Annotated in this window: 20 protein-coding genes; 11 read left to right on the plus strand and 9 right to left on the minus strand. The window is 63.3% G+C overall.

Features of this window, described 5'->3' with window-relative positions:
- Window position 1: 1 nt before the first annotated feature.
- From AC0ZJQ_RS05075 to rsxA, 4 genes are all read right to left on the minus strand, one after another.
- Window positions 2-1,030: an RnfABCDGE type electron transport complex subunit D gene (locus tag AC0ZJQ_RS05075; RefSeq protein WP_213662790.1), complete on the minus strand. Its 1,029-nt coding sequence runs from the start codon at window positions 1,028-1,030 to the stop codon at window positions 2-4.
- Window positions 1,031-1,108: 78 nt separating this feature from the next.
- Entirely contained in the window at window positions 1,109-3,616 is a 2,508-nt protein-coding gene (gene rsxC, locus AC0ZJQ_RS05080) for an electron transport complex subunit RsxC (RefSeq protein WP_314019794.1), read from the minus strand.
- Entirely contained in the window at window positions 3,613-4,188 is a 576-nt protein-coding gene (gene rsxB / locus AC0ZJQ_RS05085) for an electron transport complex subunit RsxB (RefSeq protein WP_476477400.1), read from the minus strand. The genes rsxC and rsxB overlap by 4 nt, the downstream gene beginning before the upstream one ends.
- Window positions 4,185-4,769: an electron transport complex subunit RsxA gene (gene rsxA / locus AC0ZJQ_RS05090; protein ID WP_003287086.1), complete on the minus strand. Its 585-nt coding sequence runs from the start codon at window positions 4,767-4,769 to the stop codon at window positions 4,185-4,187. Before rsxA ends, rsxB begins: the two co-directional genes overlap by 4 nt.
- Window positions 4,770-4,965: 196 nt before the next feature.
- Between rsxA and AC0ZJQ_RS05095 the strand changes: the two genes are divergently transcribed.
- Window positions 4,966-5,328 (plus strand): hypothetical protein, encoded by a 363-nt coding sequence (locus AC0ZJQ_RS05095; RefSeq protein WP_054093682.1) that lies wholly within the window; start codon window positions 4,966-4,968, stop codon window positions 5,326-5,328.
- 15 nt (window positions 5,329-5,343) lie between these two features.
- Here AC0ZJQ_RS05095 and AC0ZJQ_RS05100 read toward each other — a convergent pair whose 3' ends face one another.
- Together AC0ZJQ_RS05100 and AC0ZJQ_RS05105 are read right to left on the minus strand one after the other, a co-directional pair.
- Entirely contained in the window at window positions 5,344-6,162 is an 819-nt protein-coding gene (locus AC0ZJQ_RS05100) for an enoyl-CoA hydratase (protein ID WP_314019795.1), read from the minus strand.
- 136 nt (window positions 6,163-6,298) lie between these two features.
- Window positions 6,299-7,543: an ABC transporter substrate-binding protein gene (locus AC0ZJQ_RS05105; RefSeq protein ID WP_008566796.1), complete on the minus strand. Its 1,245-nt coding sequence runs from the start codon at window positions 7,541-7,543 to the stop codon at window positions 6,299-6,301.
- A gap of 254 nt (window positions 7,544-7,797) precedes the next feature.
- Here AC0ZJQ_RS05105 and ung point away from each other — a divergent pair, with 254 nt between their 5' ends.
- On the plus strand, window positions 7,798-8,493 hold the full coding sequence (gene ung, locus AC0ZJQ_RS05110; protein WP_314019796.1) for a uracil-DNA glycosylase: 696 nt from the start codon (window positions 7,798-7,800) through the stop codon (window positions 8,491-8,493).
- 20 nt (window positions 8,494-8,513) lie between these two features.
- Here the strand turns inward: ung and AC0ZJQ_RS05115 are convergent, their stop codons facing one another.
- Both AC0ZJQ_RS05115 and ygfZ read right to left on the minus strand, forming a co-directional pair.
- Window positions 8,514-9,350, minus strand: coding sequence for an HDOD domain-containing protein (locus AC0ZJQ_RS05115; protein ID WP_301619979.1), 837 nt, complete (start codon window positions 9,348-9,350; stop codon window positions 8,514-8,516).
- A 79-nt stretch (window positions 9,351-9,429) separates the two neighbouring features.
- Window positions 9,430-10,377 (minus strand): CAF17-like 4Fe-4S cluster assembly/insertion protein YgfZ, encoded by a 948-nt coding sequence (gene ygfZ / locus AC0ZJQ_RS05120; protein ID WP_476477401.1) that lies wholly within the window; start codon window positions 10,375-10,377, stop codon window positions 9,430-9,432.
- Window positions 10,378-10,535: 158 nt separating this feature from the next.
- Here ygfZ and AC0ZJQ_RS05125 point away from each other — a divergent pair, with 158 nt between their 5' ends.
- Window positions 10,536-10,790, plus strand: coding sequence for an FAD assembly factor SdhE (locus AC0ZJQ_RS05125; RefSeq protein WP_155551647.1), 255 nt, complete (start codon window positions 10,536-10,538; stop codon window positions 10,788-10,790).
- Complete coding sequence (locus tag AC0ZJQ_RS05130; RefSeq protein WP_476477402.1) at window positions 10,774-11,229, plus strand: protein YgfX; 456 nt, start codon at window positions 10,774-10,776, stop codon at window positions 11,227-11,229. Before AC0ZJQ_RS05125 ends, AC0ZJQ_RS05130 begins: the two co-directional genes overlap by 17 nt.
- On the opposite strand, the gene nadB is transcribed toward AC0ZJQ_RS05130, so the two are convergent.
- Complete coding sequence (gene nadB, locus AC0ZJQ_RS05135; RefSeq protein ID WP_314019798.1) at window positions 11,198-12,814, minus strand: L-aspartate oxidase; 1,617 nt, start codon at window positions 12,812-12,814, stop codon at window positions 11,198-11,200. The two genes, AC0ZJQ_RS05130 and nadB, sit on opposite strands and share 32 nt — an antisense overlap.
- 350 nt (window positions 12,815-13,164) lie before the next feature.
- Here nadB and rpoE point away from each other — a divergent pair, with 350 nt between their 5' ends.
- From rpoE to lepB, 7 genes are all read left to right on the plus strand, one after another.
- Window positions 13,165-13,746 (plus strand): RNA polymerase sigma factor RpoE/AlgU, encoded by a 582-nt coding sequence (rpoE, locus tag AC0ZJQ_RS05140; RefSeq protein WP_008566789.1) that lies wholly within the window; start codon window positions 13,165-13,167, stop codon window positions 13,744-13,746.
- A gap of 31 nt (window positions 13,747-13,777) precedes the next feature.
- Window positions 13,778-14,371: a sigma-E factor negative regulatory protein gene (locus AC0ZJQ_RS05145; RefSeq protein WP_476477403.1), complete on the plus strand. Its 594-nt coding sequence runs from the start codon at window positions 13,778-13,780 to the stop codon at window positions 14,369-14,371.
- Window positions 14,372-14,379: 8 nt separating this feature from the next.
- Window positions 14,380-15,312, plus strand: coding sequence for a MucB/RseB C-terminal domain-containing protein (locus AC0ZJQ_RS05150; protein ID WP_476477404.1), 933 nt, complete (start codon window positions 14,380-14,382; stop codon window positions 15,310-15,312).
- A complete protein-coding gene (locus tag AC0ZJQ_RS05155) occupies window positions 15,309-15,764 on the plus strand; it encodes a SoxR reducing system RseC family protein (protein WP_476477405.1) in 456 nt (151 codons plus the stop codon). The genes AC0ZJQ_RS05150 and AC0ZJQ_RS05155 overlap by 4 nt, the downstream gene beginning before the upstream one ends.
- A 34-nt stretch (window positions 15,765-15,798) precedes the next feature.
- Window positions 15,799-17,208, plus strand: coding sequence for a DegQ family serine endoprotease (locus AC0ZJQ_RS05160; protein WP_008566785.1), 1,410 nt, complete (start codon window positions 15,799-15,801; stop codon window positions 17,206-17,208).
- A gap of 174 nt (window positions 17,209-17,382) precedes the next feature.
- Window positions 17,383-19,182: a translation elongation factor 4 gene (lepA, locus tag AC0ZJQ_RS05165; protein ID WP_165593910.1), complete on the plus strand. Its 1,800-nt coding sequence runs from the start codon at window positions 17,383-17,385 to the stop codon at window positions 19,180-19,182.
- A 1-nt stretch (window position 19,183) separates the two neighbouring features.
- Complete coding sequence (gene lepB / locus AC0ZJQ_RS05170; RefSeq protein ID WP_008566783.1) at window positions 19,184-20,038, plus strand: signal peptidase I; 855 nt, start codon at window positions 19,184-19,186, stop codon at window positions 20,036-20,038.
- The last annotated feature ends 16 nt before the right edge of the window (window positions 20,039-20,054 follow it).

A 20,054-nucleotide genomic window follows, 5' to 3' on the forward strand; every position in this document is an offset into this window, starting at 1 on the left:
GTCATTCGCCCAGCTTGAAGCCGCGCTCGGCCTTGCGATGGCCGTAGGTGCGCGGGCGCGTGTAGTAGTCGATCGTCGGCGCTGCGAGGTTCATCAGCAGCACGGCGAAGGCGACGCCATCCGGATAGCCACCCCAGGCGCGGATCACATACACCAGGATGCCGACCCCGGCACCGAAGATCAGTCGGCCTCGGGTGCTGGTGGCGCCGCTCACCGGGTCGGTGACGATGAAAAAAGCGCCGAGCATGGTGGCGCCGCTGAGCAGGTGGAACAGTGGCGAGCCGTTGCTGTCGGAGCCGGCGCCGTTCCAGAACAGCAGGCTCATCAGCGCCAGCGCGCCGAGCATGCCGACCGGTGCGTGCCAGCTGAACAGTCGCCGATGCAGGAGAAACAGGCCGCCGGCGAGGAAGGCGAGATTGACCACCTCCGAGCCGATTCCGCCGAAATGCCCGAAGGCGGGGTTGCGCCACAGCTCCTCGATGGTCAACCGGTTGTTGAGCTTGAGCACGTCCAGCGCGGTGGCCTGGCTCCAGCCGTCGGGCAGCGCGCCGACGCCGAGAATCTGCCGCAGTCCGTCCAGAAGACCGACGCCGTGGGGCACCGGCCAGGTGGTCATCTCCACCGGGAAGGAGATCAGCACGACTACATAACCGACCATCGCCGGGTTGAACGGGTTTTGCCCCAGCCCGCCATACAGCTGCTTGCCGAAGACGATGGCGACGCCGGTGGCGATCAGCGTCAGCCACCAGGGGGAGTAGGGCGGCAGCGCCAGCGCCAGCAGTACGGCGGTGACCAATGCGCTGCCATCGCGCAGGAAGAAGCGTACCGGACGGCCGCGCAGCTGGAGGATGGCCGCTTCGCAGGCCAGCGCCACGCCGCTGGCCCAGCACAGGTTGATCAGCGTGCCGGCGCCGTACAGCCAAGTCAGGGCAATCACGCCGGGCAGCGTCGCGGCGAGCACCAGCAGCATGACGCGCTGGGTGCGGTTGCCGCCCTGGGCATGGGGCGATGTGATGCGGGGCAGGGCCATTGGTGCTGTGGTTCCTGTGGTTTTGTGCGGTGGCGCCGCTGCCGGCGCGACCATGAGGGTGTGTTTGGTGCGGCCTCGTCAGCCGTCCATGTGCTCGGCCAGGCGTCGCTCGGCGGCCTGCAGACGGGCGCGTGCCGATTCCAGACTGGCTGCGGCGCTGGCCGGGTCGCGTTCGAGCTTGCGCAGGTCGGCGCGGGCAAACGCCACGTTGGTCTTCAATTCGCGCAAGCGTTCGTCGACGCCCGGTTTGCTGGTGCGTAACAGGACCGGTGCGGGCTTTCCGGAGTCTGCCTCGGCGGCATGCAGGGCCTGCTCGGCGGCAGCGAGGGCGTCGCGCAGGCGGGCCAGCTCAGCATCCGCGCAGCCCGCCTGTTCGGCTTTCTTCAGCTCGGCGCGCTTGAGTGCTAGTTCGATCTTGGCTTTCTTCAGCGCCTCGTCGCCCGCGGGTTTGGCGGGTGCGCTGGGCGTGGCGCTTTCAGCTTCCGCCAGGGCCGTCTCGGCTGCGTGCAGCTGCTGGCGCAGGCGGGCGAGTTCGGCCTGCTGGTCGTCGTCCGGGGCTTCGATTTTTTCCAGCTTGCGAATCTGCGCCCGGAGCATCGCGGCTTCGATCTTGGCTTTCTTCAGCGCCTCGTCGCCTGCGGGTCTGGCGGGTGCGCTGGGCGCGGCGCTTTCAGCTTCCGCCAGGGCCGTCTCGGCTGCGTGCAGCTGCTGGCGCAGGCGGGCCAGCTCGGCCTGCTGGTCGTCGTCCGGGGTTTCGGTTTTTTCGAGCTTGCGGATCTGAGCGCGGAGCATCGCGGCCTCGATCTTGGCTTTTTTCAGCGCTTCGTCCCCCGCGGGCTGGGGCGCAGCCGGCGGTACGGCAGCGGCCAGCGTCCGTTGTGCGGCTTCGGCGGCTTGCCGCAGTTCAGCTACCTGCACCTGCAGTTCTTCAGTGGCGTGGGCCGCCAGCTGTTTTTCGGCCTTCTTCAGCGCGACCTGGGCCAGACTGGCCTCGATCTTCAGGCGCTTCTGCTCGTCGCTCAACGGGCTGCTCTTGCCGGCGACAGCATCGTCCTGTGCTGGCGCTCCGGCGGACGGCGTCTGCGCTGCCTTGGCGCGTGCGGCTTTCTCGGCGCGGGCCTTGCGCTCTGCTTCCTTGTGCTCCTCCGCGCGGCGCAGGCGCTCCTGGCGCAGCTCGAAGCGTTGCTTGGAGTGTTCGGCTTTCTGCTGCTTGAGCTCCAATTCGCGGATTTCCGCCTTGGCCGCCCGGTAGTACTGCACCAAGGGAATGCTCGATGGGCAGACGTAGGCGCAGGCGCCGCATTCGATGCAGTCGAACAGGTTGTGCGCGCGCAGCTGCGCATGCTCGTGGCCGAGTGCGAAGAAGTGCAGCTGCTGCGGCAGCAGGCTGGCGGGACAGGCTTCGGCACACTCGCCACAACGAATGCATGGCAGCGCCGGTGGGGGTGGCGGCAGCTCGGCGGCGGTGACGGCCAGCAGGCAATTGGTGGTCTTGATCAGCGGCACGTCGAGGCTGGGCAGGGTAAAGCCCATCATCGGGCCGCCCATGAGCAGGCGATCGAGGCGGGCCGGGTCGAGCCCGGCGAATTCCAGCAGTTCGCGCACCGGCGTGCCGATCAGCGCCTCGACGTTCATCGGGCGTGCCAGGGCTTCGCCGGTGAGCGTGGTGATGCGTGAGATCAGCGGTTTGCCGAGCAGCACCGCATCGTGGATGGCCACGCAGGTTCCGACGTTCTGACAAAGCATGCCGATGTCCGCCGGCAGGCCGCCGCTGGGCACCTCCTCGCCGGTGAGGATCTGGATCAGCTGTTTCTCGCCGCCCGACGGATACTTGGTCGGGAACACCTTGATAGTGAATGGCCGCTCGCCGACCGCCGCGCGCACGGCGGCAATGGCCTCGGGCTTGTTGTCCTCGATGCCGATGAGGATCGCTTCGGGTTCGACCAGATAGGCAAGAATCTCGATACCGGCCACCAGTTGTTCGGCCTGCTCGCGCATCAGCAGGTCGTCGGCGGTGATGTACGGCTCGCATTCGGTGCCGTTGATGATCAGGGTGTGAATCTTCTGCGTGGTGCGTGCGCCCAGCTTGACCGCGGCGGGAAAGCCCGCGCCACCAAGACCGCTGATGCCGGCCTGGCGGATGATTTCGAGCAGCACGGCGGGTTCGACCGAGCGGTAATGCGACTGCGGATGCAGTTTGGTCCACTGCTCCAGGCCGTCGCTGTCGATGACGATCGCGGTGCCGGGCAGGCCGGATACGTGCGGGTAAGGCTGCGGACCGATGAAGCTGACCACGCCCGAAGTCGGTGCATGCACTGGCGCGCTGATCAGGCCTGCCGCATCGGCGATCTTCTGCCCTTTGAGCACGCGCTCGCCAAGCTGCACGCACGACTCGGCCGGTGCGCCCAGGTGTTGCGCCAGCGGCACGATCAGCTGCTTGGGCAGCGGCGCCGGCTGGATCGGCGTGCGGTTGGACAGCGTCTTGTGCTCAGCCGGGTGAATGCCGCCGGGAATGTCCCAGACTTTCGTGGCGTCCGCATGGCTTGTGCGTGCTACGCCGGCGCCGCTCTTCGACGTGATACTCATGCGGCCTGCTCCCGATCCGTGCCGATCAACTGGCCGGGCGCCAGCGGTTGATCCCATTTCCAGCTCTGCAGGTTGCTGCCCAGTTCGATCATTTCGATGCAATCCACCGGACAGGGCTCGACGCAGAGGTCGCAGCCGGTGCATTCGCTGACGATCACCGTATGCATCTGCCGCGCCGCGCCGACGATGGCGTCCACCGGGCAGGCCTGGATGCATTTGGTGCAGCCGATGCATTCGGCCTCGCGGATATAGGCAACCATCTGCGGTTTCTCGCCGCCTTCGGCATCCAGCGGCTCGGCTTCGACATCCAGCAGGTCGGCCAGCGCCTGGATGGTCGCTTCGCCGCCGGGCGGGCATTTGTTGATCTTGTCGCCGGCAGCAATCGCCTCGGCGTAGGGCTTGCAGCCGGGATAGCCGCACTGGCCGCACTGGGTCTGTGGCAACAGGGCGTTGATCTGTTCGGCAATGGGGTCGCCCTCGACACGAAAGCGCACCGCGGCGAAACCGAGAATCGCACCGCACGCCAGGCAGAGCGCCAGCAGGGCGAGGACCGCCACGAGCACCAGGCTCATAGCTTGATCAGCCCGGTGAAGCCCATGAACGCCAGCGACATCAGACCGGCGGTGATCAGGCCGATGGAGGCGCCCTGGAACGACCGGGGCACGTCGGCGATGGCAATGCGCTCGCGCATGGCGGCGAACAGCACCAGCACCAGCGAGAAGCCGAGTCCGGCAGCGAACCCGTTGGCGGTGGCGGTCAGGAAAGTGAATTCGCTCTTGTTGGCGTTGAGCAGGGCGACGCCGAGCACGATGCAGTTGGTGGTGATCAGCGGCAGGAAGATTCCCAGCACGCGATAGAGCAGCGGGCTGGTCTTGTTGACCACCATCTCGGTGAACTGCACCACTACCGCGATCACCAGAATGAAGCTGATGGTGCGCAGGAACTCCAGGTCCAGCGGCTTGAGTACATACTGCTGCACGAGGTAGCTGCACATCGCCGCCAGCGTGAGCACGAAGGTGGTCGCCAGGGACAGGCCGATGGCCGTCTCGATCTTCTTCGAGACGCCCATGAACGGGCATAGGCCGAGGAACTGTACCAGTACGAAATTGTTGACCAGGATGGCGCTAACCATGATCAGGGCGAGTTCGGTCATCAGAAATTCCGTCGCGCGCTGCGGAGCCATGAGGCTGAAGGGCCGCTATTATCGGGAAGCCACCGCAGGCAAACAAGCTGCGGCTGGCCGTCGCGGTGGCGAACGCGCCCATTGCAACGTTTTGCCCGTCCGCATTCGGATGCCGCCGGCCGCGGTCAAACCGACGGATGGGTGCCTTGCGCTTCGGAGGTGGCAGATGAACATTCGTGTCGTGTTGCTCCTGTGCAGTCTGGTGTGGCTGGCGCCAGCGCAGGCCGATCGTGACAATCGCGTGTGGGCGCCAGCGAACCCGCCAATCCATCGCGGTGATGTGCCGCCGTATCGCTACGATCCGCGTAATCCGTATCCGTATTACCCGCGTCATCAGCCCAATTTGCCCCCGCGCTATCAGGGGCAGTTGCCGCCACGCTATTATCAGCGGCATTGGGAAACGGGGCGGCCGTACTACTGGCAGGATCGGCATTACCAGCAGCGGCCGCCGTTGATACGCGACGGGCGCGACTATCGCTCGCTGCAGCAGCGCCGCTACGACTATCGCCACCGCTATGAGCGTTACTGAACGCGCCGCGTGGTGTTAGCGATTGCGCCAGCGAGGCTCGCGCTCTTCCAGGTACGCGTTGATGCCCTCCAGCGTGTCCTCGGCCTCGAACAGTTCGACGAAGGCTTCACGCTCGGCGGCGGCGAAAGTATCGGGCAGGCGCTGGCGCGCGCCATTGATCAACGGTTTGATCGCGCGGATTGCCACCGGGCTCTGACGGGCGATGCGAGCCGCCAGCAGCAGGGCATGCCCACGTGATTCGCCCGACTCTGCGAGCTGCTCGACCAGACCGATGCGCAGTGCCGTTTCGGCAGTGATGCGTTCCCCGCAAAGAATCATCCGCTTGGCCCAGCCTTCGCCGACCAGCCACGCCAGTGCCTGGGTGCCACCGGCGCAGGGCAGTAAGCCGACTGCCGCGTCCGGCAGGCCGAGCTGCGCATGTTGTTCGGCGATGCGCAGATCGCAGGCCAGCGCGCACTCCAGTCCGGCGCCGAGCGCGTAGCCGTTGATCGCCGCGATGGTGACGCCGCGAAAGTCACGCAGCGCTTCGAAGGCTTCGCCGAAGCGGCGCGCCATTTCCCGTGCGCGCAGGCGGTCGCCATCGGCGAACAGCTGAAGGTCGGCGCCGGCGCTGAAGAATTCGGCGCCCCGGCCGGTGAGCACCAGCGCATAGATGTCGTCGTCATGGTCGAGATGCTCGATCAGCAGCTTGAGGCCGATCAGCGATTCGCGATCCCAGGTATTGGCCGGCGGATGGTTGATGGTGATGAGGGCGGTGTGACCGTGCTTTTCCACGGTCAGCTTGTGGGTCAGATCGAAGACCCCGGACTGATACGGTTCGAGTGCGGTGCTCATGTGGTCGTCCTCGGCGATGCCCGCCGGCATGCGCAGCGGGGCGTCTCTATTAAGGCAGCGAGGAACGCGAGCCGTTGGGGGATCGCCCCATCCGCGAAGGCGGGCCGCCTGTGCTGGCGGCCCGTTTCCGAGGTGCTTACTGCAGGGCGTTGGCCTGTCCGGCGCTGCGCCGCTCTTCCTGCCATTGGGCAAGTGTAGGCGCTGCCTGGTCGCCATCGAGGCGATGGACGATTTCGAAGTAGTCCTGCTTGAAACGGTCCCTGAGCACGTCCTCACGCGGCTTGACGCGCACGGCATACACCGTCTGCACGTTCTGGTGATCGAAGCTGCGCCAGTGCTGCTCGTCCTTGAGCAGTTTGTAGCGATGGTTTTCCAGCGCGGCGATTACCGACTCGCTGGCGATGCTGCGGGCGCGTGTGGCGGCGTCGGCCCATTGATGCACGATGCTGTACGCCGAGGCGGCGGAGCTGGACGGATGGGTCTGGTAGCGCTCGTCGAAATTGCGCACGAAGGCCTGCCCGCGTTCGGAACCTTCCAGTTCGGGAACGCGCCAGGTCCAGGGCTCGGTGCCGAGGACGCCGCGCATGATGTCCGGACCGGCAAGCTCGACCATGCTCTGGGTCAGGTTGGGCACAGCGATCTGCATCTTGGTATTCAGGCCCAGTTCATCGGCGATGCGCATGGCGCGCACCAGATCCTCGCCGAACAGCACGAGCACCAGCACTTCGGTGTCGCTGTTGGCCGCCTGCTGCAGGGCCTTGCGATAGTCGGACAGCCGGGCGCCGGGGAAGGCGGTCTTCACTCCGGGGTGCTTGGTCTGGTCGGTGGTGCCGGTGGCCTGGCGCAGCGAACTTTCGCTGGTGTGGCCCCAGGTGTAGTCGGAGGTGACATAGAAGTAGCGTTTCCCCGGCAGATTCTGGTTGAGGTATTGCCCCAGCACCTGGGCGCTCATCCAGGCATTGTTGCACTCGCGGAACATGTAGCGATGGCCGTCCTTGCCGGTCGTGTCGTTCGAGTAGGTCAGGGTGCCGAAGTACAGCAGGCCATGTTCCTTGGCGCGCTTACTGGCAGCGATCGCAACGGCGCTGGACACCCCGCCGAAGAGCATCGCTGCGCCTTCGTCGGTCATCTTGTCGACGTTGGCGACCGCCTTTTCCGGGCGCGAGGCGCTGTTGCGGCTGATCAGCTCCAGCGGACGGCCAAGCACGCCGCCGCGGGCATTGATTTCGTCGATGGCCAGCAGCGCGCCACGCATCTGGGCGAGGCCCTCTTCCTTATAGCTACCGGTGCGGGGGTAGTTCAGGCCTAGTTTGATGGGATCGGCTGCCTGGACCGCAGCGCAGCAGCTCAGCATGAGCGCCAGGAGGGTAGTCCGTTTCATCGCGGGAGTTCCTTGCTTACTTGTTATGGTTGTTGGCAATTGCCGCTTTTTACTCCGACGCTGAACGGGCGTCATTACCTCGGGGGATGCTTCGCGGCGCCAATGTGACTGCGGCAGCATTTTGATCGCGTTTAGACTTTCGCCTTGTTGACCCGAGGCAACGCATCGGTTTGAGGCGGCGTTGGGGTTTGCGTTGACAGCGCGCCGCGGCTTTTCTAGGGTGCGGCAGCTCCGTCGCAAGCAAAGGTGAACCGATGACCCAGGATGATCGAATCAAGCTCGAACCGAGCTGGCGGGATGCGCTGCGTGAGGAGTTCGATCAGCCTTACATGCACGAGCTGTCTGCTTTCCTGCGTCGTGAGAAAGCCGCTGGCAAAGTCATCTATCCACCCGGGCCGCTGATCTTCAATGCGCTGAATTCGACGCCGCTGGAGCGGGTTGAGGTGGTCATTCTCGGACAGGACCCCTACCACGGCCCCGGCCAGGCTCATGGGCTGTGCTTCTCCGTGCAGCCGGGCGTTGCGCCACCGCCGTCGCTGCAGAACATTTTCAAGGAGCTCAGGCGCGATCTGAACATTGATCCGCCGGGTCACGGCTATCTGCAGCATTGGGCGGATCAGGGCGTGCTGATGCTCAATACCTCGCTGACGGTGGAGCAGGGCAATGCCGGCTCGCATGCAAGCGCTGGCTGGCAGCGCTTCACCGATCGAATCATCGAGGTGGTCAGCGAGCGGCGGCCGCATCTGGTGTTCCTGCTCTGGGGGGCGCATGCGCAGAGCAAGGCGCGGCTGATCGACCCAACCCGCCATCTCATTCTCAAGTCGGCGCACCCTTCGCCGCTCTCGGCCCATCGCGGTTTTCTGGGCAATGGCCATTTCAGCCGCACCAACCAGTTTCTCCGGCAGCACGGTATGCAACCGATCGACTGGCAGCTACCCGCGCACGTCTAGCGCGGGCAGGTCGGTTCCGCTTACTGAAGCATGCTCATCGCCGCGTCCATCGCGGCCGAGAGGTCCTCGTCTTCCTGGAGCAAGGTGCTTGGGTCCAGGCCGAGCTTGGCGAACGCCGGGATCTGGCTCCAGTCCAGCTGCGTATAGGGGTGATTGGTGCCCAGGTAGCTTTGCAGCGTGGCGACTTGCACGATGTCGACATAGTCGACCGTCGGCGAGTTTCGGGTGAAATCGCTGTATTGGCCGGGCACGATCGCAATCGGCTCGCGAAAGTCCCAGGCGCGCAGGATTTTTTCGCCAAGCAGCGGGTGGATGCGGTCGATCACATGATTGAGGCTGATGGAATCGGCCATCAGCTCGCTGTGCTCCTCGGCATAGGTGAGGATGGGCAGGATGCCGATCTGGTGCACCAGGCCCGCCAGCGTCGCCTGATCAGGCAGCAGGCGCGTGTAGTGCCGGCACAGCACGTGGCTGATGGCCGCCACCTCCGTGCTCTTGTTCCATACCTCCCGCATCTTGCGGTCGACCACATCGGTTGTGGCCTGGAACATCTGTTCCATTGCCAGGCCGGTGGCGAGGTTGCAGGTGTAATTGATGCCCAGGCGGCTGATCGCCATCTGCAGATCGGTGATCTCGCGATTGGTGCGCAGCAGTGGGCTGTTGACCACCTTGATGATGCGAGCGGTCAGCGCGGCGTCGTTACCGATCACCTTGCTCAGCGCGATGATGCTGACGTCCGGGTCTTCTGCGGCTTCGCGCACCTGCAGCGCCACCTCGGGCAGTGTCGGAAGAATCAGTTCGTCGTTCTCGATGGCGCGGGTCAGTTCGCGTTGAACCTTGTCGGCGAGGGTGCTCATGCGATTCCTTCAGTGGTGGAGTGCTGCGTCATGACCAGCCGCGGTGCGCTGCCGGCCGTGACTGCCGTTTATACGGGCTTCAGCGCTGGATTTCCTGGTCGGCGTTCAAGGTATAGGGAAGGTCGAGCAGACTCAGCGGTATGCCATCGGGCGAACCGAGGAAGATGCGACCGTCGGCGACGGCGTCTTCCTGGACCACGGCCAGCAGTTCCATGCCGTTTCCGCTGGTTGCCGCCAGCACGACTTCGCCCACGCTCGAGCCGTGCACCGGCGAGAACAGTTCGACGCCCGCGGCCGGCAGTTCGCTCTGCGCGCCATCGGCGGCGAGGCGGTACAGCCTGCGCTTGAGCTTGCCGAGGTATTGCATCCTCGCGACGATTTCCTGCCCGGTGTAACAGCCTTTCTTGAAGCTGACCCCGCCCAGCGCCTGCAGATTGATCATCTGCGGAATGAACAGCTCGCGCGTGGTCCCGAAGACCTGGCCCACGCCGGCGCGAATCTGGTCGAGCAGCCAGCGCTCGAGCGGGGCTTCGGCAAGCTGGGCCCTCAAGCGCAGGCGGACCTGCTCGGCCTCCTGCGCCTTGCACCACAGCTCGGCGCGTCCGTCGGCCAGACGCAGCGCGATCAGACCATTGCCGCGTACCACCTGATTGGCGTCCTGCGGCAGTTCGAGCCCGAGGCTGACCAGGGCGCCGTCTCCCTGGCTCAGACCGAAGCGACACCAGAGCGCGCTTTCATCGCTGAGCTGCGACTTGGAAAATACTGCGTACTTGCCGAGATCGGCGAGCTGCGGCTGCAGCAGCTCGCTGGCCATCGCCAGCAGCAGGCCGTCACCTTCGGTCAGAATGCGAAAGCTCGACTGCATCCGCCCCTTCGGGGTGCAGCGGGCGCCGAGGCTGGAGGTGTGGTGATCGAGATAGTTGAGGTTGCAGGTCAGCTGACCCTGCAAAAACTTGCTGGCGTCTGGGCCGCGTACGGCAAGGACGCCTTCATGCGACAGGACGCAAAAATAGGCTGTGTCGGTCATGGTCGGTCGCCGTGAGAAATCCGGGCGGCCATCATAGCAGGCGGCTGCGAAAAGGCAGCCGCCCTGCACTGGCTGCGATGTACGAATAGACCGTCGTCGGCGTGCCGCTTGCCGGCGGCTGTCGCTATAATGCCGGCCCCCTTCGAAGGAGCCGTCGCATGGTCGATCAATCTGAACTCAACCGCCTGTTCTGGCAGAGCCGCCGCGGCATGCTGGAGCTGGACGTGCTGCTGGTGCCGTTCGTCGAGGAAGTCTATCCGGGGCTGGATGAGGCGGATCAGCAGCGCTATCGCAAGCTGTTGAGCTGCGAGGATCAGGATCTGTTCGGCTGGTTCATGCAACGGGGCGAACCCGAGGATGAGGACCTGCGCCGCATGGTTCGCATGATCCTCGATCGTGTCCAGCCGCAGTAATCCACCCTTCGAGTGCCACTGGCAGGCGTCGCGCCTGCTGCTGGGACTCTATCTATTGGTACTGGGGCTGGCGTTGGCCGGTATCGGACTGTCGGCGGCGCCGCTGTCGCTCAAGATTCCGTTGTGGACGTTCGGCGCCGCGCATGCAGCGTGGGTCCTGCCAAGGTCCATTCTGTTAAGCGGTCCTGCCGCCTGGCGCGGTCTGCGCCACGATGATGGCGGCTGGAGCCTGTGGTCGAAGCGAACTGGCTGGCAGCCGATCCATTTGCGTCCCGACAGCCTGGCGTTGCCCGCTGCGGTAGTGCTGCGTTTTCGTCTGCCGGGGCAGCGCCTCACTCGTGGAGTCTGCATTGCGCGCGACGCGCTGCCGGCGGGGGAACACCGGCGTTTGCGGGTGCGGCTGAAGTTCAGTCGCAATAGGTGGGCGGCTGCAGAATAGTATCGACCGCCACCGGCAGTTGCTCAGGGTAATCGAGGGTGAAGTGCAGGCCGCGGCTTTCCTTGCGCTGCATCGCCGAGCGAATCATCAGGTCGGCGACCAGCGCGAGGTTGCGTAGCTCCAGAAGGTCACGACTGACCTTGTAATTGGAGTAGAACTCGTCGATCTCATCCAGCAGCAGCTTGACCCGATGCTGTGCGCGCATCAGGCGCTTGTTAGTGCGCACGATGCCGACGTAGTCCCACATGAAACGCCGCAGCTCGTCCCAGTTGTGCGCGATGATCACATCTTCGTCGGAGTCGGTTACCTGGCTGGCGTCCCAGGCTGGCAGGTCGCCCGCCAACTCTATTTCCGGTAATTGGCGAAGCATGTCCTCGGCGGTTGCGCGTCCATAGACGAAGCATTCGAGCAGTGAGTTGCTCGCCATGCGATTCGCCCCGTGCAGGCCGGTGAAGCTGGTTTCGCCTATCGCGTACAGCCCCGGAATATCGGTACGGCCATGCTGGTCGACCACCACTCCGCCGCAGGTGTAGTGCGCAGCGGGAACTACTGGGATGGCTTGGCGGGTGATGTCGATGCCGTACGTCAGGCAGCGTTCGTAGACCGTCGGGAAGTGGCCGCGGATGAAGTCGGCCGGCTTGTGGCTGATGTCCAAGTAGACGCAGTCGATGCCCAGACGTTTCATTTCGTGATCTATCGCGCGGGCCACGATATCGCGTGGCGCCAGTTCCTCGCGTGGATCGAAGCGCGGCATGAAGCGTTCGCCGTTGGGTAGCTTGAGCAGCGCCCCCTCGCCGCGCAGGGCTTCGGTGATCAGGAAACTCTTGGCCTGCGGGTGGTACAGGCAGGTCGGATGGAACTGGTTGAACTCCAGATTGCCTACCCGGCAGCCGGCGCGCCAGGCCATGGCGATGCCATCGCCACAGGCGCTGTCGGGATTGCTGGTATACAGATAGACCTTCGCGGCGCCGCCGGTGGCCAGGGCGACGAAGCGGGCCTGGAAGGTTTCCACTTCACCGCTGTTGCGGTTCAGCACGTAGGCGCCGAGGCAGCGTTTGCCGGCAAGGCCCAGTTTGCGCTCGGTGATCAGGTCCACCGCGACGCGCTGCTGTAGCAATTCGATATTGCTTCGGGCCTGGGCGCGAGCCAGCAGGGTATTGAAGATGGCTGCGCCAGTGGCATCTGCGGCGTGGATGATGCGCCGATGGCTGTGGCCACCTTCGCGTGTCAGGTGGAACTCGAAGCCGCCATCCTCGCGGTTCGGTGCATCGTCGCGAGTAAAGGGTACGCCTTGTTCGATGAGCCACTTGATGGCATCGCGGCTGTGCTCGACGGTGAAGCGCACCGCTTCTTCGCGACACAGTCCTCCGCCTGCCACCAGGGTATCGGCGACGTGGGATTCCACCGTGTCGGTGTCATCCAGTACGGCGGCGACTCCGCCCTGGGCCCAGTAGGTCGAGCCGTTGGCGAGCTCGCCCTTGCTGAGCACGGCGATGCGCAGATGGCTTGGCAGGTTCAGCGCCAGCGTCAGGCCGGCGGCCCCGCTACCGATGACTAATACGTCGTACCGATGATGGTGGCTCATGAGCGAGTTCCGCGGAGAAATCGTTTCGTAGTATATAGAGCGAGGCCTGCGACGAGACAGTGGCCGGAATTATATGTTGCTGAGCCAATGGAACTTTTTCGGTCCGGATTCGCTCAATAAATAGTTGTGGATGCAGACCGGGCTCTTGGTGCACGACAGTCCGGTTTGTCAGGGACACCAGGGCGGCATAGACCGCGAATTTCGATTGCGACACCAGGGTGCAATCGCCGTCAGGTATTGCAGGATAGCTTGCTAGTAGGGGGAGAACTTTTGCGTAGAGCCCGTGTCTATTCTGGCAGGTCGGTTTGCTGGTGTGAGCGGTACCCCTTCGGCAGAACGGAGGCGTTTACATGCTGACCCAGGAGCAGGACCAGCAGCTGGTTGAGCGAGTGCAGCGGGGCGACAAGCGAGCGTTCGATCTCCTTGTGCTGAAGTACCAGCACAAGATTCTTGGTCTGATCGTGCGTTTCGTACATGACTCTCATGAGGCCCAGGATGTGGCGCAAGAGGCTTTCATCAAAGCCTATCGCGCACTCGCAAATTTTCGCGGCGACAGTGCGTTTTATACGTGGCTGTACCGCATCGCCATCAACACGGCGAAGAACCATCTGGTGGCGCGTGGCAGGCGTCCCCCGGACAGCGATGTGAGTTCCGAAGATGCCGAGTTTTATGAGGGCGATCACGCCCTGAAAGATATCGAGTCTCCCGAGCGTTCGCTGCTTCGGGACGAAATCGAAGATACGGTACATCGGACCATTCAGTTGCTTCCCGAAGATTTGCGCACCGCTCTAACGTTGCGTGAATTTGATGGTCTTAGTTACGAGGACATCGCGAGCGTGATGCAGTGTCCCGTAGGAACGGTGCGCTCTCGGATATTCCGAGCGCGCGAAGCCATAGATAAAGCGTTGCAACCCTTGTTGCATGAGTCCTGAGACAGCGGCGACAGCCAAGAGAGGAACCGCCATGAGTCGTGAAGCCCTGCATGAATCGCTGTCCGCGGTGATGGATAACGAAGCGGACGAGTTGGAATTACGTCGTGTACTCGCCGCAGGTGATGACGGTGAGATGCGGTCGACCTGGTCGCGCTACCAGGTTGCCCGTGCTGCCATGCACAAGGAGTTGCTCGAGCCGCGTCTGGACATTGCGGCCGCGGTGTCCGCAGCGCTGGCCGACGAGGCCGTGCCGGTCAAGCCGCAAGGCTCGCCTTGGCGTGGCCTTGGGCGTCTGGCGGTAGCGGCTTCGGTTACCGTGGCCGTTTTGGCAGGTGTTCGTCTGTACAATCAGAGCGAAGTTGCCGGTCCGCAGATGGCGCAACAGGCCGCTCAGCCCGTCCTCGCCGTCCCGCAGGTCGGGCAGGGACCGGCGGTTCTGGCTGGCTACAGCGAAGGACAGGCCGAGGCGCCGGCGCAGACGGCAGCTCAGACGGCTCCGGTGGAGCGCTGGCACGAAGAGCGGCTGCCGTCCTATGTGCGTCAACACGCACAGCAGGCGGCATTTGGTAGTGGTGCCGAGGGTGCACTGCCGTATGCGCGCGCCGCGAGTATGGAAGAACGTTAGGGAGAAGCATGCGCGTCTTACCGCTGTGTGTGATGTTCGGAGGCTGGCTATCGATGCCGGCCTTCGCTGTTGATGCCGGAACGTGGATGAGCAAGCTTGCCCAGGCGGAACGGACTCAGAATTATGCGGGCACGTTCGTCTACGAGCGCAATGGCAGTTTTTCCAGCCATGCGATCTGGCGACGGGTCGAAGAAGGGCACCTGCAGGAACGCATGCTCCAGCTCGACGGGCCGGCGATAGAGGTTGTACGGCGCGACGGTCAGGTGCAATGCGCCACTGACGGGTTGACGACCCAGGTCGACCGCCAGGGCAGTTGGGATGAACGGCATCTAGACGTGAAGGCGCTTTCGGAGTGGTACGAATTTCGTCTGATGGGCGAATCTCGTGTAGCCGGCCGTCCTGCGGTTGCGCTGGGGGTGCTGGCCAAAGACCAGCATCGTTACAGCTTCGAGCTTCATCTCGACCGCGAAACGGCTCTGCCGCTCAAGTCGCTCATGCTGAGCGACAAGGGCCAGCTGCTTGAGCGGTTTCAATTTACCCGTTTCGAACCCGACGCGGCCGATGCGCAGTCAGTGCGTCAGGGGCCGGCCTGTGAAAGTGTCTCGCTCAAGGACGCCCCCCGTAAGGTCGATACGGCTTGGCGTTCCGACTGGTTACCACCTGGTTTTGTGCTGCAGGGTGCGGATGTGCGGCCGAGTCCAGTTTCCAGCGAATCGGTTTCTTGGCTTTCCTACGGTGACGGGTTGACGAGTTTTTCCGTGTTTCTCGAGCCACTGGGCGACGCGACGGTCAGCGACGCTCGCAGTCAGATGGGGCCGACTGCGTCAGTTGCAAAGCGCATAAGCACGCCGGAAGGCGATGTGATGGTCACTGTCGTGGGTGAGATCCCGCTCGGAACTGCTGAGCGCGTGGCACTTTCGATGCGCGCGGCCTCGCAATGATCGAAGAGCAGGGGCGCGTTGTCGCTGTGGAGCCCGGGGCTGTATGGGTCGAGACGCAGCGTCGCAGCACTTGTTCAGGATGCGTTGCAAAAAACGGCTGCGGGCAGGGACTGGTGGAGCGCCTGGACGTGCACGAGCGAAGCGGGTTGATCCGCGCGGTATCGGCGCTGCAGCTGCAGGTCGGTGACGCCGTCGTGCTGGGTATCGAGGAGCGCGTGTTGCTGCGTGGGGCGCTCCTTGTCTATCTTTTTCCCCTGCTCATGTTGCTGGTTGCCGCCTCGGTGGCGGCGCAGTGGTCGGCTAGCGAGCCTTGGATCATCGCGACAGGGTTGGGTGGATTCGTTATCGCCTGGGGCATCGTGCGCCTGCGCAGTCAGCGCGTGGCGAACGACCCGAGCCTGCAACCCGTGGTGCTGCGGGCCATGCTCGCCGGTTCGTCTGGCATGCCGTGAGTTTTTCCGTTCGTTCGTCAGTGGGGGCTAGTTCATGTTCAATCGAAACAGCTGCTTCGCCTTTTTGGCGGGGCTGGCGTTGCTGGGGCAGGCGGTTATCGCGCAAGCGGCGCTGCCGGATTTCACGCCGCTGGTAGAGAGCGCATCCCCGGCAGTCGTCAATATCAGCACCAAGCAGAAACTCCCGACACGTGGCGCGTCAGCGCAGATTCCAGATCTGGAGGGCTTGCCGCCGATCTTTCGGGAGTTCTTCGAGCGCAGTATTCCTCAGTTACCTGATGGCCGCGGCCAGCAGCGCGAGGCCCAATCACTGGGTTCGGGCTTCATCATTTCCGCTGATGGCTATGTGCTGACCAACAATCATGTCGTTGCAGATGCCGACGAAATCATTGTCCGTCTGCCCGATCGCAGTGAGTTGGAAGCCAAGCTGGTTGGTGCCGATCCGCGTACCGATGTTGCCGTGTTGAAGGTCGAGGGCAAGGGGCTGCCGACCGTCAAGCTGGGTGATTCCAGTGCGCTCAAGGTTGGCGAATGGGTGTTGGCGATTGGCTCGCCGTTCGGCTTCGATCACACCGTGACCGCAGGCATTGTCAGCGCAACCGGTCGCAGTCTGCCCAATGAGAGCTATGTGCCGTTCATTCAGACCGATGTTGCGATCAATCCAGGCAACTCCGGTGGTCCGCTGTTCAATCTCGCGGGTGAAGTCGTTGGGATAAATTCGCAGATATTCACCCGGTCCGGCGGCTTCATGGGCTTGTCCTTCGCCATCCCGATCGATGTGGCAATGGACGTCGCCAATCAGCTGCGTACAGAGGGCAAGGTCAGTCGCGGATGGCTGGGCGTGGTCATTCAGGAGGTGAACAAGGATCTGGCGGAGTCGTTCGGCCTCGAACGTCCGGCCGGGGCGCTGGTAGCCCAGGTCATGGATGGTGGCCCGGCTGCCCGCGGTGGGTTGCGCGTGGGTGACGTGATTCTGAGCATGAATGGCAAGCCCATCATCATGTCGGCCGATCTGCCGCACCTCGTCGGTGCGCTCAAGCCGGGAAGTACCGCTCGAATGGAAGTCGTGCGCGAAGGTGAGCGGCGCGAGGTCAATGTCCAGATCGGTGCGCTACCGGAAGAGGGCGACGAAATTGCCGCGGCGGGCGCCGGGCCGGAACAGAGCGACAACCGTCTAGGTGTCAAGGTTTCCGAGTTGACTGCGGAGCAGCGCGCCAGCTTGGATCTGCAGGGCGGGGTGGTCATCACCGAAATTCTAAATGGTCCGGCTGCGATGATCGGTCTGCGTCCGGGTGATGTGATAACCCACCTGAACAACCAGGCCATCGATTCAGCCAAGACCTTCGGTCGGGTGGCCGCACAGTTGCCGAAGAATCGTTCGGTATCGATGCGGGTGCTGCGTCAGGGGCGTGCAAGCTTCATCACCTTCAAATTGGCGGAATGACGCAGGCGTCAAGTTGGAGAAAAGGGCGGCTATGGCCGCCCTTTTTCTTGCGTCTTCGTTCTGCGAATGAGTGTCGAGACGGTTGGGCGCGTGGCGCTTGCGGGGCCGATCAGTTAAACTTCGCGGCTATTTTCGGCGGGCAATCGGCCTGCGGCATTTTTCGAGTGTTCAGCTGTGAGTGACCTGAGTCATATCCGCAACTTCTCCATCATCGCCCACATTGACCATGGCAAGTCGACCCTGGCTGATCGGTTCATTCAAATCTGCGGCGGCCTGTCCGAACGCGAGATGGAGGCTCAGGTCCTCGATTCCATGGATCTCGAGCGTGAGCGCGGCATCACGATCAAGGCGCACAGCGTGACCCTGCATTACAAGGCGCAGGACGGTAAGACCTACCAGCTGAACTTCATCGACACCCCTGGCCACGTCGACTTCACCTATGAAGTCAGCCGTTCGCTGGCCGCCTGTGAGGGCGCGCTGCTGGTGGTGGATGCTGGGCAGGGCGTCGAGGCGCAGTCGGTGGCCAACTGCTACACCGCCATCGAGCAAGGCCTCGAGGTCATGCCGGTGCTGAACAAGATGGACCTGCCCCAGGCCGAGCCGGAGCGGGTCAAGGAAGAGATCGAACACGTCATTGGCATCGACGCCACCGACGCCGTGGCCTGCAGCGCCAAGAGCGGCATGGGGGTGGAGGATGTGCTCGAGCGCCTTGTGCAGGTCATCCCGCCGCCCGAGGGGAATATCGAGGCGCCGTTGCAGGCGCTGATCATCGACTCCTGGTTCGACAACTATCTCGGTGTGGTCTCGCTGGTACGGGTGCGCCATGGGCGAGTGAAGAAAGGCGACAAGATTCTGGTCAAGTCGACCGGCAAGATCCATCAGGTCGACAGCGTTGGCGTCTTCACTCCGAAGCACACTGCCACCGCTGATCTCAAAGCCGGTGAGGTGGGCTTCATCATCGCCGGCATCAAGGATATTCAGGGCGCCCCGGTGGGCGACACCCTGACCCTGTCCGCAACGCCCGACGTCGAAATGTTGCCCGGTTTCAAGCGGGTCAAGCCACAGGTTTACGCCGGCCTGTTTCCGGTCAGTTCGGATGATTTCGAAGACTTTCGCGATGCGCTCGAGAAGTTGACGCTCAACGACGCTGCGCTGCAGTACGAGCCGGAAAGCTCCGACGCGCTGGGTTTCGGCTTCCGTATCGGTTTCCTAGGCATGCTGCACATGGAGATCATCCAGGAGCGCCTGGAGCGCGAGTACGACTTGGATCTGATCACCACCGCGCCGACGGTGGTGTTCGAGGTGGTGCTGAAGAACGGCGACACCGTCTATGTCGACAACCCGTCCAAGCTGCCTGATCTGGCCTCGATTGCCGAGATGCGCGAGCCAATCTGCCGCGCCAACATTCTGGTGCCGCAGGATCACCTGGGCAGTGTGATCACCCTGTGCATCGAGAAGCGCGGCGTGCAGCGCGACATGCACTTCCTCGGCAGTCAGGTACAGGTCAGCTATGACCTGCCGATGAACGAGGTGGTGATGGACTTCTTCGACCGCCTGAAGTCTGCCAGCCGCGGCTATGCCTCGCTGGATTACGGTTTCGACCGCTTCCAGCCGGCCAATCTGGTGCGCCTGGACGTACTGATCAACGGCGAGCGAGTCGATGCGCTGGCGCTGATCGTCCATCGCGACAACGCGGCATACAAGGGCCGCCAGCTGGTGGAGAAGATGAAGGAGCTGATCCCACGGCAGATGTTCGACGTGGCGATTCAGGCGGCCATCGGCGGACAGGTGATCGCGCGCTCGACGGTCAAGGCGCTTCGGAAGAACGTGCTCGCCAAGTGCTACGGCGGTGACGTCAGCCGCAAGCGCAAGCTGCTGGAGAAGCAGAAGGCGGGCAAGAAGCGTATGAAGCAGGTCGGCAGCGTGGAGATTCCACAAGAGGCGTTCCTCGCGGTACTGAAGGTAGATAGCTGATATGTCGATCAATTTCCCGCTGGTGCTGGTCCTTGCGGTCATTGTCTGTGGGCTGCTGGCATTGAGTGATGTGCTGTTCTTCGCACCCAGGCGTCGTGCCGCCATCGCCAGTTATGAGGGGCGCAATGGTGCGATCGATTCGGCTACGCTCGAAGCGCTCAGTCGCGAGCCGGTACTGATCGAGTACGGCAAGTCGTTCTTCCCCGTGCTGGCGATCGTGCTGGTACTGCGCTCGTTTCTTGTCGAGCCGTTCCAGATTCCCTCGGGATCGATGAAGCCGACGCTGGAAGTGGGCGATTTCATTCTGGTCAACAAGTTTGCCTATGGCATTCGCCTGCCGGTGATCGATACCAAGATCGTCGAAGTGAGCGACCCGCAGCGGGGTGACGTCATGGTGTTCCGCTATCCGAGCGATCCGAACGTCAACTACATCAAGCGGGTGGTCGGCTTGCCGGGCGATGTGATTCGCTACAGCAGCGAACGCCGACTGTATGTCAACGATCAGCTAGTGGCCGAGACATTGGTCGGCGACGAGCCGGGTAGTCTGGGCAGTGCGCGTCTGTATCGCGAGAAGCTGGGCGAGGTAGAGCATCTGATCCGCAAGGAAATGGGGCGATACCGGATGGAGCCCAGTCGCCAGTGGACGGTTCCGCAAGGTCATTACTTCATGATGGGCGACAATCGCGACAATTCGAACGACAGTCGCTATTGGCAGGATGACGCTATCCCCTCTGCATTGGCCGGAATGGTCCCGGATCGCAATATCGTCGGTAAGGCATTCGCCGTATGGATGAGCTGGCCGGATCCGAAGTTCAGTAATCTGCCGCATTTCTCCCGCGTGGGGCTGATTCACTAAGCTGTGAATTATGGCC

The organism is Stutzerimonas sp. 21-1, assembly GCF_056336065.1.

Bases quoted from the DNA above. Each gene is read 5' to 3' on its own strand.
- rsxC (WP_314019794.1), bottom strand. From the start codon at position 3,616: ATGAGTATCACGTCGAAGAGCGGCGCCGGCGTAGCACGCACAAGCCAT.
- AC0ZJQ_RS05105 (WP_008566796.1), bottom strand. From the start codon at position 7,543: ATGAAACGGACTACCCTCCTGGCGCTCATGCTGAGCTGCTGCGCTGCG.
- AC0ZJQ_RS05160 (WP_008566785.1), top strand. From the start codon at position 15,799: ATGTTCAATCGAAACAGCTGCTTCGCCTTTTTGGCGGGGCTGGCGTTG.
- ygfZ (WP_476477401.1), bottom strand. From the start codon at position 10,377: ATGACCGACACAGCCTATTTTTGCGTCCTGTCGCATGAAGGCGTCCTT.
- rsxA (WP_003287086.1), bottom strand. From the start codon at position 4,769: ATGACCGAACTCGCCCTGATCATGGTTAGCGCCATCCTGGTCAACAAT.
- AC0ZJQ_RS05145 (WP_476477403.1), top strand. From the start codon at position 13,778: ATGAGTCGTGAAGCCCTGCATGAATCGCTGTCCGCGGTGATGGATAAC.
- rpoE (WP_008566789.1), top strand. From the start codon at position 13,165: ATGCTGACCCAGGAGCAGGACCAGCAGCTGGTTGAGCGAGTGCAGCGG.
- AC0ZJQ_RS05115 (WP_301619979.1), bottom strand. From the start codon at position 9,350: ATGAGCACCCTCGCCGACAAGGTTCAACGCGAACTGACCCGCGCCATC.
- AC0ZJQ_RS05075 (WP_213662790.1), bottom strand. From the start codon at position 1,030: ATGGCCCTGCCCCGCATCACATCGCCCCATGCCCAGGGCGGCAACCGC.
- lepB (WP_008566783.1), top strand. From the start codon at position 19,184: ATGTCGATCAATTTCCCGCTGGTGCTGGTCCTTGCGGTCATTGTCTGT.
- AC0ZJQ_RS05125 (WP_155551647.1), top strand. From the start codon at position 10,536: ATGGTCGATCAATCTGAACTCAACCGCCTGTTCTGGCAGAGCCGCCGC.
- AC0ZJQ_RS05155 (WP_476477405.1), top strand. From the start codon at position 15,309: ATGATCGAAGAGCAGGGGCGCGTTGTCGCTGTGGAGCCCGGGGCTGTA.
- AC0ZJQ_RS05095 (WP_054093682.1), top strand. From the start codon at position 4,966: ATGAACATTCGTGTCGTGTTGCTCCTGTGCAGTCTGGTGTGGCTGGCG.
- nadB (WP_314019798.1), bottom strand. From the start codon at position 12,814: ATGAGCCACCATCATCGGTACGACGTATTAGTCATCGGTAGCGGGGCC.
- AC0ZJQ_RS05100 (WP_314019795.1), bottom strand. From the start codon at position 6,162: ATGAGCACCGCACTCGAACCGTATCAGTCCGGGGTCTTCGATCTGACC.
- rsxB (WP_476477400.1), bottom strand. From the start codon at position 4,188: ATGAGCCTGGTGCTCGTGGCGGTCCTCGCCCTGCTGGCGCTCTGCCTG.
- AC0ZJQ_RS05150 (WP_476477404.1), top strand. From the start codon at position 14,380: ATGCGCGTCTTACCGCTGTGTGTGATGTTCGGAGGCTGGCTATCGATG.
- ung (WP_314019796.1), top strand. From the start codon at position 7,798: ATGACCCAGGATGATCGAATCAAGCTCGAACCGAGCTGGCGGGATGCG.